Below are 15,980 nucleotides of genomic sequence, written 5' to 3' on the forward strand. Positions count from 1 at the left end.
ACTCGATGGGTAAGCCGTGGGCGTCCACTGCCAGATGAATCTTGCTGGTATTGCCGGCTCGGCTTTTCCCTATAGTTTCATCACTTTCGCTGGCAGCGCCCGCACTGTGCTGGTGAGCCTTGGCATAGCTGCCATCAATGAACACCCACTCCATGTCGGGCTCCGCCACCAGCACCTTGAAGACCTTGAGCCATTTGCCGGCAGCAGACCATGCATTGAAGCGCTTGTAGACCTTATTCCAGTTGCCAAACGCCTTGGGCAGGTCTCTCCAGGGACATCCCGTGCTCATGCGGTACAGCATGCCCTCCACGGTCATTCGTAGATCACGCTTGTTGTAGATGGCCTTGTGCAGCAGAATTTCCCGCAGCTTCGACCAATGCTCATCGCTGAGCAGTAATCGGGGCATTGCAAGCTCGTATCGATGTTGGGTCAGAGCTTCAACGATACGAGTTTGCTCTTATAGATCAAGCGCTTAGCGCGAAATGGCAACAGACCCTAACAGATTGCCTGCGCGTGCCACGGTGGTGGTATGCCAGACCGCTCCGAATCTACCTGTTGAGATTACCGTAATTGCAGCAGGCTGAAACGTCTTGATCGAGGTTGCGGCGTCGGTACGTCGCAACCACTGTCTTCACGAGTGACGCAGCTTATCCCTCACCTTCCCATACCCAATTTGAAAGGGCTCCATGGCTCGTGACGTCGGCGGCTTGGTCGAGATCAGCCGTGCGGTATGAATCAGCTTGGGCACCAGTTCCGCGACCGCACGCTCAAAACTCCAGTATGCCGTCGAGACGGAAAGGTTTACCGCTGCCACAGGCTCGCCACGGATGTTGTAGACGGGGACGGCGAAGGCTAGGTCGCTGAGGTAGAACTCCTCGATGCTGTAGGCGAAACCGGTTTCGCGGACCCTGGCGATGGTGCCCATCAGGGTATTGATATCGGTAATGGTGTGCGGGGTGAAATTCGGCCGTTCACTGCTAGTGAGGATGTGCTCGACCTGCTCGTCTGGCAGGCAGGAGAGAAACGCGCGGCCCGCCGATGAACAGAATATAGGCAGACGTCTGCCCACCGGCATGTGCACAACCGCGCGATGGGGACTGGGGAAGCGTCCGATATACACCATTTCGCCACTATCGAGTTCCGCTAGGTTGACGGTCTCACCGGTCTGGCGATTTAACTCCAGCAGATAGGGGTTGGCGCGTTCCAGCAACACGTGGGTTTGCAGGTAGCGATAGCCTGTATTGAGTGTGCGCGCCGACAACGAAAAGCGTTTGGATGTCGCATCCTTTCGTAACAGACCCAGGGTAACCAGCGTGTGGGTAAAACGCTGTGCAGCACTTTTGGTAACACTCGCGGCCTCTGCGATCTCCCTAAGGTTCATCGAAGGGCGATCGGTAGTGAAGGCGTCGAGCACGGACAAGCCTGTGGCCAACGACTGCACGAACAGGGACGAATCCTCTGGGTTCATTGAATTTCTCCAGCACCATTCGGGTGCGATATGCCGTGTCGAGCACTGAAATTGGACGTTCTGTGGATGAAGCTCGCCAATGTACGAGTGAAACGGATCGGCATTTTAGTCCAGTGCGCCGTCGCGATATATCTATATCAGATTCGTTAGTATTGCTATGCGATACGATGGTATTGAGTTTGGCCCATGCTCTGCATCCTCTATCAGGTAATCACTTTACGAAGAGCGCAGTAGAAGATGCCTAATACCCAAGATCACAGCGGCCCTGAGGTGATCATCATCGGCGCCGGAATCGTCGGCCTGTGCACAGCCTACCAATTGCTGGAAACAGGCAAGCGTGTGACGATTGTCGACCCGTCACAGCCTGGGGCCGAATGCTCCTCTGGCAATGCCGGTTCTCTGGCTTCCGGGGCCGTGGCTCCGCTGGCAATGCCAGGCGTGTTGAAACAGGCACCGGGTATGTTGCTCGATCCTACCGGTCCTCTCTACGTACCTCTGAGTTATCTTTTGCATGTGGCGCCGTGGATGGCACGGTTCGTCGCTGCTTCGAGCCCGGCGAGAGTTGCCGAAATTGCCCTGGCCCTGCATGCGTTGATTGGCGATGCCGTGCAATTGCACAAGGCAATGGCCACGCAAGTGGGGTGCCGGGAGTTGATTGCCGACAGTGGTCAACTGCACCTGTATCCCGATCAGTCGAGTCTTGAAAAGGATAATGCGGGCTGGGCGTTGAAACAGCAGCATGGCTTGAATGCGCAGCGCATTGGCCGCGCAGACATCCACGCACTGGAGCCGGCGGTCAGTGATCATTACCAGGTCGGCTATCACCTGCCGGATCAGCCCTGGGTCAAGGAGCCGCAACTGTACGCATCAAGTATTGCCGAGTACCTCAAGGGGCGCGGCGTGCAATTCGTGCGTGATCGGGTGCGGGGGCTTTCCAAGGACAGTCGCGGCTGGTCGCTGCAAGGGCAGTTCGATGAGTATTGCACCGCCCAAGTGGTGCTCGCGGCGGGCGCCTGGTCTGCGCAGCTGCTGCGTCCACTTGGGGTAAAAGTCCCGCTTGAAACCCAACGGGGTTACCACCTGCGTTTTGCAAAAAGCGAGGTGGCGCTCGAGCGCATCGTGGTGTTGGCCGATCGCAAAGTTTTCATCACTTCCATGCAAAGCGGCTTGCGCGTGGCGGGCACCGTCGAGTTCGGTGGGCTGGAGCGGCCGCCAAGCCACCCGCGCGCTGCACTGTTGGCAGACCACGCCAAGGCCGGTCTGCCTGATCTGGATGTGTCGAACCCCGTCGAGTGGATGGGGCACCGGCCATGCCTTCCCGATTCGCTTCCCGTCATCGGCGAAGTACCGCAGCAGCCAGGGTTGTGGTGTGCCTTCGGCCACGGTCATCTGGGCCTGACCGGTTCCGCCGGCACGGGTCGCCTGCTGGCGCAAGCGATGTCGGGCTCAGCCCTTGCGCAGAAAGCAATCACGCCGTTTTCCATCAACCGTTTTTGATTCCTCAACTAGGAGCACGTTATGACTCAGTCCATTACTCGTCACCAGACCAACGCCCGCATGAGCCGGATCGTAGTGCATGCAGGTACTGCGCACCTGGCCGGTGTCGTCGCAGCGCAACGTAGCGGCGACATCAAGGCTCAGACTGTAGAAGTCCTTCAACAAATCGACGAGCTGCTGGCCTCTGTAGGCGCCGACAAGACCCGATTGCTGAACGCGCAAATCTGGCTGAAGGACATTGCCAATGACTTTAAGGAGATGAATGAAGTGTGGGACGCCTGGGTGCCAGAAGGCGCTGCGCCCACCCGTGCTACGTGCCAGGCCCAGCTTGGGAGCCCGGATATGCTCGTCGAAATCATCGTGACCGCAGCGGTTTGAATTTCGATCCGCCATAACATTTCGCCGCTCTGACGGCGATTGCAGGAGACGTATTATGCCTTGCCGATTTATGAAACTGACTGCCTGTGCGGCATTGATGCTTCCCATGCTGACGGGCGTTGCCCACGCTCAAGACACCCTGCGCGTGGGGGCGACACCGACCGCCGTGCCCTTCAACTTCCTAGACACCAAGACCAACACGCTACAGGGCGTGATGATCGACATCACCCAGGCCCTGGGCAAGGAACTGGGATTCACCCCGGAACTGCGGCCAATCCCTTTTGCCGGACTGGTACCGTCGCTACAGACCGACAAGATTGACATGATCAGCTCGGCGTTCGCCATGAACGCCCAGCGCGCCCAGGTCGTGGATTTTTCCGAGGAGTTGTTTGCCTACAGCGAAGAGGTGATCGCCAACAGCAAGGATGACACCGCTTACCACAGCAGCGCCGACTTCGCGGGCAAGATAGTCGGCGTGCAGACCGGCACGGTTTCGGTCGAGCCGATGAAGGTGCAGCAGGGCATCAAGGAATTGCGCATGTACGACAGCATGGCGGACATGATTCGCGAAGTGGCCCTCGGTCGTATCGATGTCGCGGTCGGTGATGGCCCGGTGATGCTCTACACCGTCAAGCAGTCGGGCTCCAACAAACTGCGGGTGGTCGACGACTACAAGAAGCAGATTCGCATCGCTATCGGCGTCGCCGTGCGCAAAGGCAACACCGAGCTGCTGGAGCGTGTCAATGGCGGCGTCAGCAAGATAAAGGCCGACGGCACGCTGGACGCGATCCTCGACAAGTGGAGCGTGAAGAAGCTCTGATTCGACGTTTTGATTCGCGGGTACCACTCTGTGGTGCCCGCATTGCGAGGATGCAACCATATGTTTGAAGGTTTTTTCAGCCAGGCGCTTGAGTATTTCCCGATCCTGATGGAGGGGGTATGGACCACCATCGGCATCACCCTGTGCGCTCTCGTCATCGGCACGTTGCTCGGACTGTTCTGGGCACTGTTGCGCGTGGGTGAGCTGCGGTTTCTCGGTGAGTTCTCGCGCTATATGACGAACATGATTCGCGGTATCCCGATCATCGTGATCCTGTTCTACCTGTACTTCGTCATGCCGGAAATGGGCATAGACATGAGTGCGTTCCAGGCGGGTGCGATCGGCCTGGGGCTGGCGTATTCGGCATACATGGCCGAAGTGTTCCGTTCGGGTATCGAGGCGATAGACCCCGGCCAGGCCGAGGCCGCGCAATCGATCGGCATGAGCCGGGCGATGACCATGCGCCGTGTGATCCTGCCCCAGGCGTTGAAGATTGCGCTGCCGCCGTACAGTAACAACATGATCATGCTGCTCAAGGACTCGTCCCAGGCTTCGATCATTACCGTGGTCGAGCTGTCGATGCAGGGCAAGCTTATTGCCGCCGCCACTTTCAATAACGCCAACATCTTCACCTTGGTGGCGTTGATGTATCTGTGCCTCAGCTTGCCGCTGATGGGCGTGGCCAGCTGGCTTGAACGCAAATACAAAAGGAGCGCGCGATGATCCGCATCCACAACATCACCAAATCATTCGGCGAGCATCAGGTACTCCACGGGATCAGCGCCGAGATCAAGCAAGGCGAAGTAGTTTGTCTGATCGGACCTTCAGGGTCGGGAAAATCCACGGTGCTGCGTTGCATCAATGGCCTGGAAACCTACGACGGCGGCGTGATCACCATCGATGGCGAGAAGGTCGACTCCAAGTCCAAAAGCATTCGCGAGATCTGCCGATCGGTGGGCATGGTGTTCCAGCGCTTCAACCTGTTCCCCCATCGCACGGTGCTCGACAACGTCATTGAGGGACCGGTGTACGTCAAGGGCGAACCCATCGACAAAGCGCGCAAGCGCGGCAAGGAATTGCTGGACCGCGTTGGCCTGTCAGGCAAATACGACGCTTATCCGCCGCAGTTGTCCGGTGGCCAGCAACAGCGGGTGGCAATTGCCCGGGCATTGGCCATGGAGCCCAAGGCGATGCTGTTCGATGAGCCGACCTCAGCCCTGGACCCTGAACTGGTCGGTGAAGTGCTTGCTGTGATGAAAAGCCTCGCCCAGGAAGGCATGACCATGGTCGTGGTGACCCACGAGATGGGCTTCGCCCGAGCCGTGTCAACGCGCACCCTATTCCTAGAAGGCGGATCGATTGTGGCCCAAGGCCCTTCATCTGAGATTCTCAGCAACCCCACGAACGAGCGTATGAAGGACTTCCTGCGCCGCGTTTCCCATTCCTGAGTGACCCGCCTTCGCTCGTTTTCACCGTTAGACACGGCGAATGAAGGGCAAGCCGAACAACGAATACGAGTATCCAGACATGCAACGCAAATCCGTACTTGGCCAGACTGAAGTCAATCAAATCCTTACCGCGGCCATTGCCGAGGCGCAGCAAAGCGGTTGGGCGGTGACGATAGCTGTGGTCGACGATGGCGGTCATCCCCTGGCACTGACCCGACTTGATGGCTGTTCTCCCATCGGAGCCTACATCGCCAGCGAAAAAGCCAGGACCGCAGCGCTCGGTCGCCGCGAATCGAAGTGCTATGAAGACATGGTAAATGGTGGTCGCACCGCGTTTCTCAGTGCGCCGCAGCTCACCTCCCTGGAGGGCGGCTTGCCGGTGATCGTCGATGGACAGGTGGTGGGCGCGGTCGGGGTGTCCGGCGTCAAGGCCGATCAGGACGCACAAGTCGCCAAAGCCGGGGCCGTAGCGATCTGAGCCTGCGAGCCCCAATCCTATCGCCGTCCTTCTGGGGCGGCAGACATAATATAAAGGAGACCCGCGATGACCCCGCGTGTGCTTTGCCAGTGACTGCAGGTGGACTGCGAGCTGAAGGACTTCATCTACTCAGAACCGCGCCCTCTTGGAGGAGCGTGAGCATCTGCAAGCGGAGCAAGGTGGATCCCGGTCATATTCATAATATGAAAGCGTACTAGGGCCTGTTGCCGTTTTACATGGGCAACCATAGGAAGGCACAGGCCATGGCCACCACGCTCTCGTATTTTCTCTTGAGTTTGTCGAATCGAGAGGCCACCGCCCGGTAGTGCTTCAGCCGGGCGAAGGCGTTTTCCACCAGGTGGCGATTTCGGTATAGACCTCTGTCCAGATCCGCGTTGCCTTTCACAGAGTTACGCTTCCTCGGGATCACGGCCCTGGCCCCTTGTCGCTCAACCTGCTCTCGGATTCTCTCGCTGTCATAGCCCTTATCCGCAACGATGGTTTCTGCTGCCGGGAGCTTGGAAATCAATCCGGGTGCCTGAGTACAGTCATTGATTTGACCTCCCGTGATTTCAAACTCGATGGGTAAGCCGTGGGCGTCCACTGCTTCGACCAATGCTCATCGCTGAGCAGTAATCGGGGCATTGCAAGCTCGTATCGATGTTGGGTCAGAGCTTCAACGATACGGGTTTGCTCTTATAGATCAATGGGTTAGTGCGAAATGGCAACAGACCCTAGTACTGGGCCAGCGTTTGAACGTTTCCACCCACGGTATTCTGGGCTACGCGGTGCTGTCCAGCGCCAGCCTGGGCAAGGCTCTGCAGTTCGCCCTGAAGTACTACCGCGTGCTCGGTCTGGTCTGTCTTTCGAGCTGGAACTGGTGGAGCAGGGCGAGGATGTGGAATTGCGCGCCGTCGAGTCTTTCCCCATGGGGCCGCAATCGCGCTTTACCGCAGAGGGTCTTTTGGCCAGCATCCACACCATTACCCGCTTTCTGCTGGGCGAAGAGCTGCAGGGCTTGGCCGTCGGTTTCGCTCATCCCGCGCCGGAGTATGCCGAGCGCTATGTCGAGGTGTTCGGCATAGCGGCGCAGTTCGAACAACCCCTTCACTGGCTGCGTTTACCCCGGCATTACCTGCAACGGCCCATGGCCCTGGCCAATCCGGCCACGGTGCAAATGTGCGAGCAACAGTGCGAAGCGCTGCTGGCCAGCCTAAATGTGCAGGACGGCCTGCTGACCCGCTTGCGCCGTCTGCTGTTGGCCCGCCCAAGTGAGTTCCCCAATCTAGAAAGTGCTGCGAGCGCCCTGCATACCAGTGGTCGTAGCCTGCGTCGACATCTGGCCCAGATGGGCACCAGCTACCAGCAGGTGCTCGACGAAGTACGCAAGCGCCTGGCCCTGCAATACCTGAGCACCACACATTTGCCGTTGTATGAAATCGCCTATCTGCCGGGCTTCAGCGACCCGTCCAACTTCCGCCGTGCATTTCGTAAATGGACCGGTAAACTGCCTGGCGATTACCGTAACGAGGCCTCCTGATGACCACCGCCGAACGCCCCGCCCTGATCCGCGAAACCTTTCCCGTCGGGCCTTTGCAGTGCAACTGCACGATCATCGGCGATCCGCTCACGAAAAAGGCCATCGTGGTCGATCCGGGCGGTAATCCCGATTTGATCATGGCGCGTCTGGAAGCCCATGGACTCAAAGTGGTCAGCATCATCCACACGCATGCCCATCTCGATCACTTTCTCGCCTCGGGGCAGATGAAGGAGAAGACCGGAGCCACCTTGCACCTGCACAAGGAGGACCAGTTCCTCTGGGACAACCTGGAGATGCAATGCAGCATGTTCGGTGTGCCTTACACGCCCGTGCCTGCGCCGGACAAGTGGCTGGCCGATGACGAGGAACTGGCCTGCGGTTGCGGTGTGGCACTGCATACGCCGGGTCACACGCCTGGGTCGATGAGCTTCTGGTTCGAGGACGCCAAACTGCTGATCGCCGGTGACACCCTGTTCCGTCGCGGTATCGGTCGTACCGATCTGTGGGGCGGTGATTACGCCACTATCGAACGCTCGATCAAGCAGCGTCTGTATAGCCTCGATGAGGATGCCACCGTGGTTACCGGCCATGGCCCGGACACTCGGCTGGGCGATGAGATGCGCGAGAACCCCTTTATTCGCGCGTGACCGGGCACTAATGGCGGCGTGATGACTCAAATAACTATCACCCACCGTTCATGGAGACGCCTTCATGTTCCGCCTGCCCGTTATTGCCCTTTGCACCTCTGCGCTGCTGCTTGGCGGTTGCGCCTCGCAGAATCCTTATGATCAGAGCGCGCCGAGCTCCAACCGCACTGCCACCTATGGCGGCATCGGCGCGCTGGCTGGCGCGGCTGCCGGTGCACTGATCAACCATGACAACCGTGGCAAGGGCGCGTTGATCGGTGCTGCTGTAGCCGGCGCCGCTGCGGCAGGTTACGGCTACTACGCCGACAAGCAGGAAGAAGAGCTGCGTCGCAGCATGCAAGGCACAGGGGTCGAGGTGCAGCGTCAGGGCGATGTGATCCAACTGATCATGCCCGGCAACATCACCTTCGCTACCGACTCGGCGCAGATCGCCAGCAGCTTTTACCAGCCACTGAATAACCTGGCCAACTCCTTCCGCCAGTACAACCAGAACAGCATCGAGGTCGTCGGTCATACCGACAGCACTGGCTCGCAAAGTCACAACATGGCGTTGTCGCAGCGCCGTGCGCAAAGCGTGGCCGATTACCTGCTGGCGCAGGGTGTCGACCCCAGCCGTCTGAGCACCCGTGGCATGGGGCCGGACCAGCCGGTAGCGAGCAACGCCACGGCAGATGGTCGTGCGCAGAACCGTCGTGTCGAGGTGACATTGCGACCGTTGCCGGGCGTGCAGTAACGCGCGTGTACCGGGCAGAACTGCTCTGGATCGCAGTCCCTGTCCGCCCGGGCTGATAAGCTAGGGCGGAACTTCACCGTGCCTTGGCGGCTCGAAGACTGTGGCATGTCTGCCCGATACCAGAAGAAATCCTAAGGAATCCCTATGAAGACCAGACGTAATCTGATCGCAGCAACTGCGCTCATGGCCATGCTGGCTGGCTGCACCACCAACCCCTACACCGGCGAAAGCCAGGCCGGCAAAGCTGGTATCTACGGTGGTATCGGCGCGGCTACCGGCGCGGTCATCGGTGCTGCGACGTCGAGCAAGAAAGATCGCGGCAAAGGTGCGCTGATCGGTGCTGCAGTCGGTGGCGCGGCTGGTGGTGGTTACGGCTATTACGTCGACACCCAGGAAGCCAAACTGCGTCAGACGCTGCAGGGCACTGGCGTGCAGGTGCAACGCAACGGCGATGACCTGAAATTGATCATGCCGGGCAACATCACCTTCGGTAGTAACTCGGCGGACATCTCCAGCAGCTTCTACCCCACGCTGAACTCGCTGGTGCTGGTGTTCAAGGAGTTCAACAAGAACGGCGTGAACATCGTCGGCCATACCGACAGCACCGGTTCGCAGGAACTCAATCAGAGCCTGTCGCAGCGTCGCGCTCAGAGCGTGGCCAACTACCTGACTGCCAACGGCGTGCCGGGGCAGCGCATCTCTGCCTACGGTGCTGGCCCGAGCCAACCGATTGCCAGCAACTCCACCGATGCTGGCCGTGCGCAGAACCGTCGCGTCGAGATCAACCTGCGTCCGCTCTAAGGTCGCATTGCGTTGAACGAAGCCTCCCTCCGGGAGGCTTTTTCATGTCGATTGATAAGCAATGTTGCTGACGTCTTTCCGCGAGGCGCTAGAGGGCGTTTCCGACAACCTTCGTGACCGCCCGTCGTGTCCTTTGTGGCCAAAGGCCACTCATTCAAAACCTGACTAGAATGCTTGCTGTGGTTCTGTGATGTCCGCGCGCGGATGCCCCGTGCGCGTTGGTTCTGGATGACCGAAGGAGCGCGAATGGACGACAGAGCTGTCGAGCGGCCGCCAAGGCCCTGGACACCGCTGCTGGCTGCACTTGGCCTGTTTATCGGGCTGGGTGGGTTGATTTATTGGCAGTGGAATACCCTGCAGGAACGTGAGCGGGAAGATAGTCAGCATCGCTTTGCGCTTGAGGCGCAGGATATTGGTCAGCGAGTGATGGCGCGCATGCAGGCTTATGAAATGGTCCTGCGTGGCGTTTCGGGGCTGATGACCGGAAGTGACCGGGTTTCTCCCATCGAGTGGGAGCGGGCGCTGGATCAGCTGCAATTGCAGGATCGTTATCCGGGAATACAGGCCGTCGCCTGGTCGCGCTACCTGAGCCACGCGCAGTTGGGCGATTTTCGAGCCGAGCTGAAAGCGGATGAGCGCCTCGACTATCAGGTGTTTCCCGAGGGGGAACGCGAGTACTACTTGCCCATCGATTACGTCAGTCCTCTGGATTGGCGTAACCGGCGCGTACTCGGTTTCGACATGCTCAGCGAGGCGATCCGCCATCAGGCCATCGAGCGCAGCCTTGAAAGCGGTGATGCCAGCCTGAGTGGGCCGGTGGTGTTACGCCAGGAAATCGATGTCAACGTGCAGCAGGGTGTACTGCTGTTTCTTCCGGTCTTTCGTCCTGGCGTGCCACTCAATACGGTGGAGCAACGTCGCGCCGCGCTGCTGGGTACGGTGCATGGCGCGTTTCGTAGCCACGATCTGATCGAGGGCATCCTGGGTGGTCAGGCACGGCGTTTCGACATTCTGCTGAGGGATCTGCAGGCGTCGGATGTCCAGTTGCTGGGCGGCGAAACTCAGGCTAACGGCTGGAAACCGCGCTTTCAGAATCGTATGGAGCTGCCGCTGTACGGCCGTGTCTGGGAATTGGAGGTGATCGGAACACCCGAGTACGAGCGCGGTCTGGTCGATCGTACCAGTACGCTCGGACTCTGGGCTGGTTTGGCGGCGACACTGCTTCTGTCAATTCTGGTCGGCGGTTTTCTCTATCAGCGCGAGCGCAAACTGCAGATCAGTGAGCGGGCCGCCGTGGCCCTGAGTGAGCGTGAAGAACGCTTCCGTCTGCTGGTCGAGCGACTGCCGGTGGCGACCCTGCTGTGCGACGACAAGGGCCGCATCGAGATGGCCAATCGCAGCGCCGCCGAGCTGTTCGATTGCCCGCTCAATGCCTTGCCGGGCGAGACTGTACTGCGCGTCCTGCCCAATATCGAGTCACCGAAAGACTTGCAGGCGCAGTTGGCCGAGAGTGACGAGCGCATGGTCCGGACGCTGCGCGGCGAGTCGATTCCGGTCAGCATCAGCCTAAATCCGCTGCACGAAGGCAGCAGCTACCTGATCAACCTGGTGGACCTGCGTGCGCGCAAGGTGGCCGAGGAGCGCTTCCGGTTGGTGGTCGAGGCCTCGCCCAATGCCATCGTGCTGGTCGATGGTCTGGGACGCATTGCCATGGTCAATCGACAGACCGAGCTGCTGTTCGGCTACGAGCGTCAGGTGCTGCTCGGCGAACCGGTGGAAATGTTGCTGCCCGACGCGCAGCGTGGCAGCCATGTAGCAATGCGTCGGGGCTATCAGGCGATGCCTGAGCAGCGCCGCATGGGCAGCAATCGTGAACTGTTCGGTCAGCATCGTGAGGGGCGGTTGATCCCGCTGGAGGTGGGGTTGTCGCCGATTCGCAGTGGCGACGAGAACCTGGTGCAGGCGGTGATCATCGACATCAGCGAGCGCAAGGCTGCCGAGCAGAAACTGCGTGAGCAGGCCGAACAACTGCTGTTGGCCAACCGCTACAAGTCCGAGTTTCTCGCCAACATGTCCCATGAGCTGCGCACGCCGCTCAACAGTATCCTTATTCTCAGTGACCAACTGCGGCAGAACCTGGCGGGAAATCTGACCGAGAAGCAGAGCAAACATGCTGATATCGTGCACCGCGCTGGCAGCGATCTGCTGCAACTGATCAACGATGTACTCGACCTGGCCAAGGTTGAGTCGGGGCGCATGCAGCTCAAGCTCGAGCCGATCAACATGCAGGACGTGCTGGTGGAACTCGATGCCAGCCTGCGGCCGATGGCCGAACTCAAAGGGCTGCGTCTGCATACCCAGCTGGAGGCCGGGGTACCACGCGTCATCCACACCGACCGCGTGCGACTGCATCAGATACTGCGCAATCTGCTGTCCAACGCGCTGAAATTCACCGATCAGGGCGAGGTCACCCTGACTGTCGGCAGCCAGGGGCGCCAAGATGATGAGCGCGAGTTGCTGAGCTTCAGCGTGCGTGACACCGGTATCGGTATCGACCCTGCGCAACACGAACAGGTGTTCCAAGCCTTTCAACAGATCGACGGCTCCACCAGTCGGCGTTTCGGCGGTACCGGGCTGGGGCTGGCCATCACCCGTCAGCTGGTGCTGGCTCTGGATGGCGATATCAGCCTGCAAAGTGCGCCGGGGCAGGGGTCTACCTTCACCGTCAGGTTGCCTGTACAGGCTGGACCGCTCAGCGTCGAGGCCCCGGTGGAGGGGCCGCAGCGTGCAGGTGATGGCCCGCCGTTGCTGATCATCGAGGACGATGCCAATTTTGCTGCGGTGATCGCCGAGGAGGCTCACGCCCATGGGTTTTCCAGCGTGCATTGCCGTACTGGTCTGCAGGCGTTGGGGCTGTTGCAGCAGGAGTCGTTCAACGCGGTGATACTCGACATCCTGCTGCCTGATCTGAGTGGCTGGCAGCTGTTCCGTCGTCTGCGCGCCCAGCCGAACCATCGGCATACGCCGGTGCACATCATCTCCTGTGTCCCGCAACCGGTGGGTTGGAACGATGATGGCACTCGCTATCTGGTCAAACCCATTGGCCGTGATGAACTGGAGCAGGTGTTCATCGAGTTGCAGCACGGTGAACAACACGAGCAGGCATTGCTGTTGGTGGAGGATGTCGAGGTAGAGCGCGAGCACTACCGCGAACAACTGACGGAGCTGGGCTTCCAGGTCGTCGCCTGCGCCGATGGCGAGCAGGCGCGCGAGGCTTATGCGCAGGGGCAGTTCTGCGCGCTGGTGATCGATCTCGACCTGCCGGATCAGGATGGTTTCGCTCTGCTCGACAGCCTCAACCAGGTGCGCACGTTGCAGGGCACGCGCGTGGTGATCAATACCGGTGTGGACGTCACGCAACAGACCCTGCAGCGCCTGCGCCGCTACAGCGCCGTGGTGGTGCGCAAGCATGGTGATGACACCGACGCTCTGTGCCAGGCGGTACAGGGCTTTCTCGGTGACGTGCGTGCGCCGCAACCGGCCCAGGCACGGCTCAATCCGTTGCAGGGAAAACGCATCCTGCTGGTGGATGACGATGTGCGTAACGTCTATGCGCTGACGGCGTTGCTGGATGAAGTGGGGCTGCGCGTCAGTTCCGCCAAGGACGGCATCGAGGCCATTGCCACTTACCAGCGTGACCCGTTCGACTTGATCCTGATGGATATGGCCATGCCCAACATGGACGGCTATACCGCCACGCGCCTGCTCAAGCAGGAGCATGGATGCGTCATCCCGATCATCGCGCTTACCGCTCATGCCATGAAGGGTGACCGCGAGAAGTGCATCACCGCAGGCGCGGATGACTACATGGCCAAGCCGATCAAGCGCGATGAGCTGCTGGCATTGTTGGAGCGCTGGCTGGGTATGCCGACCATGCCTTCGCCTGGCGATGGGCTAACCTGATGGAAGGAGTAAGTGGTGCAAGGGCAGATGGACAGGGGAGTGATGATGGCCCAGGCGCAGAGTAAGAACGCCGCTGTACCCGCCAAGCAGGTTCTGTTGGTGGTGGATGACCGTATGGAGAACCTCGAGGCCATGAAGGCGCTGCTCGAGGATGGCGAGTGGCTGCTGCGTTGCGCCAGCTCCGGTGAAGAGGCCCTGCGCTGTCTGCTCGAAGAAGATGTCGGGCTGGTCCTGCTCGACGTGCAGATGCCGGGTATGGACGGCTTCGAGGTCGCCCGCCTGATGCGTGGCAACCCGCGTACGCGATTGACGCCAATCATCTTCGTATCCGCCATCGCGCAGACCCACGATGCCGTATTGCGTGGTTATAGCACCGGTGCCGTGGACTTCATGCTCAAGCCCTTCGACCCCAGTGTGTTGCGCCACAAGATTCAGAGCCTGCTGGAGCACGAGCACAATCGCTGTGAATTGCAGACGCTTTCCCAGCAGCTTGAGCGCGCCAGGGCATTCAACGCCTCGGTGCTGGCCAATGCCGCCGAGGGTATTCTGGTGGTCGGCGAGGATGGTCGCATTCAGTTCGCCAACCCCGCGATAGCGCAGATGCTCGATGGCGAGGTAGGTGATCTAGAGGGCGTCGATCTGCTGTCGTTTCTCAAGAATCCAGCCAGCGAAGGCGGCTGGCAGCAGTCCGAGTTCTACCTGCACTTCAAGCGCGAGGCGACCTATCGCGTGCACGAAGCGATGTTGCGCACGTTCAAGGGCGGTTGCCTGCCTGTAGCGCTGTCCTGCTCACCTCTGCCGCGGCCGCAACGTGCGATGGTGCTGATCGCGCTGGATATGTCGGTGGTGCGTAATCTGCACGCGCAACTGGAGTCGCAGGCAGTCACTGACGCGCTGACCGGCCTGCTCAATCGTCGCGGCTTTCATCAGGCACTGGAGTCGGCGTTGGCGCGTATCGAGCGCAGCGGTCAGCGCGTCGCGGTGCTGTACCTGGACCTGGACGGTTTCAAACGCATCAATGACTCGCTCGGCCATGATGTCGGCGATCAGTTGCTGCGGCGTGTCGGTGAGCAGCTCAAGGCCTGCTTGCGTCCCTATGACAGCCTGGCGCGCATCGGTGGTGACGAATTCACCGCGCTGCTGGACAACCTCGGCCACCCCGAGGATGCCGCCAAGGTCGCTGAGAAGCTGATCGAACTGGTCTCGGTGCGCCACACCCTCGATGGTGTGGACTTCACCCTCGGTGCCAGCGTTGGCATCGCCTGCTTTCCTGAATGCGGGCAGAGCGTGGAGGGTCTGCTGCGCTCCGCCGACATGGCGATGTATGAAGCCAAGCGCGCCGGCCGTCAGCAATACCGCTTCTTCTCACCGGAGATGAACGGACGCGCTCGTTCGCGGCTGATGCTCGAAGAAAGCCTGCGTCACGCCATCGAGAACGATGACTTCGTGCTGGTTTATCAGCCGCAGTTCCATCTGGATAGCGGACGCCTGCGCGGCTTCGAAGCCTTGCTACGCTGGCAGCATCGTGTCGCCGGTACCGTGGCGCCGAACGTGTTCATTCCGCTGCTCGAAGAAACCCGCCTGATCAACCGTCTCGGCGAATGGATCTTCCGTGAGGGCGCCAGGCAGTTGGCCGTGTTCAAGCAACAGTTCGGTGAGGACATGGTGCTCAGCCTCAACGTCAGCCCGGTGCAGTTCGGCATGCCGCAACTGGTGACCGATCTACAGCGTGTACTCGACGCTCACGGTCTGAAGCCCAGCCAACTGGAGGTGGAAGTTACCGAGAGCGCGCTGATGCAGGATCTGGAGCTGACGCAGGCGCAGTTACGTCATCTGCGCGAGCTGGGGGTGAAGATTGCCATCGATGATTTCGGCACCGGCTATTCATCATTGGCGTACCTGCGTCACTTCGAACTCGATACGCTGAAGATCGACCGTTTGTTCATTTCCAACATGCTCGACTCACCCCGTGATGCGGCGGTGGTCAGTACCATCATCGATCTCGGCCATCACCTAGGTCTGGAGGTCATCGCCGAAGGCGTCGAAACCCAGGCGCAGCGTGAGTGGTTGACGCAACACCACTGCAGCATCATGCAGGGTTTCCTGGTGGCGCCAGGCGTGCCGCCCAGCAGCGCGATGCAGGTGCCGGCGCTGCTGGATTGGAGCAAGTTGCCCCTGTCGTCCCCCTGATCGGTACAGCGACGCAT

The 15,980-nt window shown here is 60.0% G+C and carries 13 protein-coding genes and 2 pseudogenes; 12 read left to right on the plus strand and 3 right to left on the minus strand.

Annotation, left to right across the window (positions count from 1 at the left end):
- Together CXP40_RS21315 and CXP40_RS21320 are read right to left on the minus strand one after the other, a co-directional pair.
- Positions 1-406: IS5 family transposase (locus CXP40_RS21315; RefSeq protein ID WP_157831703.1), on the minus strand; the 406-nt coding region annotated here is incomplete at its 3' end.
- 225 nt (positions 407-631) lie between these two features.
- On the minus strand, positions 632-1,468 hold the full coding sequence (locus tag CXP40_RS21320; protein WP_106735355.1) for an IclR family transcriptional regulator: 837 nt from the start codon (positions 1,466-1,468) through the stop codon (positions 632-634).
- Between the two features lie 237 nt (positions 1,469-1,705).
- On the opposite strand from CXP40_RS21320, the gene CXP40_RS21325 reads away from it, so the two are divergent.
- From CXP40_RS21325 to CXP40_RS21350, 6 genes are all read left to right on the plus strand, one after another.
- Positions 1,706-2,965, plus strand: a complete 1,260-nt coding sequence (locus tag CXP40_RS21325) for an FAD-binding oxidoreductase (protein WP_106735356.1) — start codon at positions 1,706-1,708, stop codon at positions 2,963-2,965.
- A gap of 21 nt (positions 2,966-2,986) precedes the next feature.
- Positions 2,987-3,343, plus strand: a complete 357-nt coding sequence (locus CXP40_RS21330; protein WP_106735357.1) for a RidA family protein — start codon at positions 2,987-2,989, stop codon at positions 3,341-3,343.
- A 55-nt stretch (positions 3,344-3,398) separates the two neighbouring features.
- The gene (locus tag CXP40_RS21335) at positions 3,399-4,163 is read left to right on the plus strand and encodes an ABC transporter substrate-binding protein (protein WP_106735358.1); all 765 of its coding nucleotides are present in this window, start codon (positions 3,399-3,401) and stop codon (positions 4,161-4,163) included.
- Positions 4,164-4,223: 60 nt separating this feature from the next.
- Positions 4,224-4,886, plus strand: a complete 663-nt coding sequence (locus CXP40_RS21340; protein WP_106735359.1) for an amino acid ABC transporter permease — start codon at positions 4,224-4,226, stop codon at positions 4,884-4,886.
- Entirely contained in the window at positions 4,883-5,611 is a 729-nt protein-coding gene (locus CXP40_RS21345; RefSeq protein WP_106735360.1) for an amino acid ABC transporter ATP-binding protein, read from the plus strand. The genes CXP40_RS21340 and CXP40_RS21345 overlap by 4 nt, the downstream gene beginning before the upstream one ends.
- Positions 5,612-5,690: 79 nt before the next feature.
- A complete protein-coding gene (locus CXP40_RS21350; RefSeq protein WP_106735422.1) occupies positions 5,691-6,089 on the plus strand; it encodes a heme-binding protein in 399 nt (132 codons plus the stop codon).
- 232 nt (positions 6,090-6,321) lie between these two features.
- Here CXP40_RS21350 and CXP40_RS21355 read toward each other — a convergent pair.
- Positions 6,322-6,696, minus strand: a pseudogene (locus tag CXP40_RS21355) (IS5 family transposase); the annotation flags it as partial.
- A 127-nt stretch (positions 6,697-6,823) separates the two neighbouring features.
- Between CXP40_RS21355 and CXP40_RS21360 the strand changes: the two are divergent.
- From CXP40_RS21360 to CXP40_RS21385, 6 genes and pseudogenes are all read left to right on the plus strand, one after another.
- Positions 6,824-7,629: pseudogene (locus CXP40_RS21360) on the plus strand (AraC family transcriptional regulator); the annotation flags it as partial.
- Positions 7,629-8,276 carry an MBL fold metallo-hydrolase gene (locus CXP40_RS21365; protein ID WP_106735361.1) on the plus strand — a complete coding sequence of 216 codons (648 nt, stop codon included), beginning with the start codon at positions 7,629-7,631 and terminating at the stop codon, positions 8,274-8,276. The pseudogene CXP40_RS21360 and the gene CXP40_RS21365, both read left to right, overlap by 1 nt.
- A 64-nt stretch (positions 8,277-8,340) precedes the next feature.
- A complete protein-coding gene (locus CXP40_RS21370) occupies positions 8,341-9,009 on the plus strand; it encodes an OmpA family protein (protein ID WP_106735362.1) in 669 nt (222 codons plus the stop codon).
- 144 nt (positions 9,010-9,153) lie between these two features.
- Positions 9,154-9,810: an OmpA family protein gene (locus tag CXP40_RS21375; protein WP_099526131.1), complete on the plus strand. Its 657-nt coding sequence runs from the start codon at positions 9,154-9,156 to the stop codon at positions 9,808-9,810.
- A 246-nt stretch (positions 9,811-10,056) separates the two neighbouring features.
- Positions 10,057-13,773: a response regulator gene (locus CXP40_RS21380; RefSeq protein WP_106735363.1), complete on the plus strand. Its 3,717-nt coding sequence runs from the start codon at positions 10,057-10,059 to the stop codon at positions 13,771-13,773.
- A gap of 45 nt (positions 13,774-13,818) precedes the next feature.
- Complete coding sequence (locus CXP40_RS21385) at positions 13,819-15,963, plus strand: bifunctional diguanylate cyclase/phosphodiesterase (protein WP_106735423.1); 2,145 nt, start codon at positions 13,819-13,821, stop codon at positions 15,961-15,963.
- Positions 15,964-15,980 lie beyond the last annotated feature (17 nt).

The sequence above is a fragment of the Pseudomonas sp. YY-1 genome (assembly GCF_002843095.1).
GTDB lineage: Bacteria > Pseudomonadota > Gammaproteobacteria > Pseudomonadales > Pseudomonadaceae > Aquipseudomonas > Aquipseudomonas sediminis_A.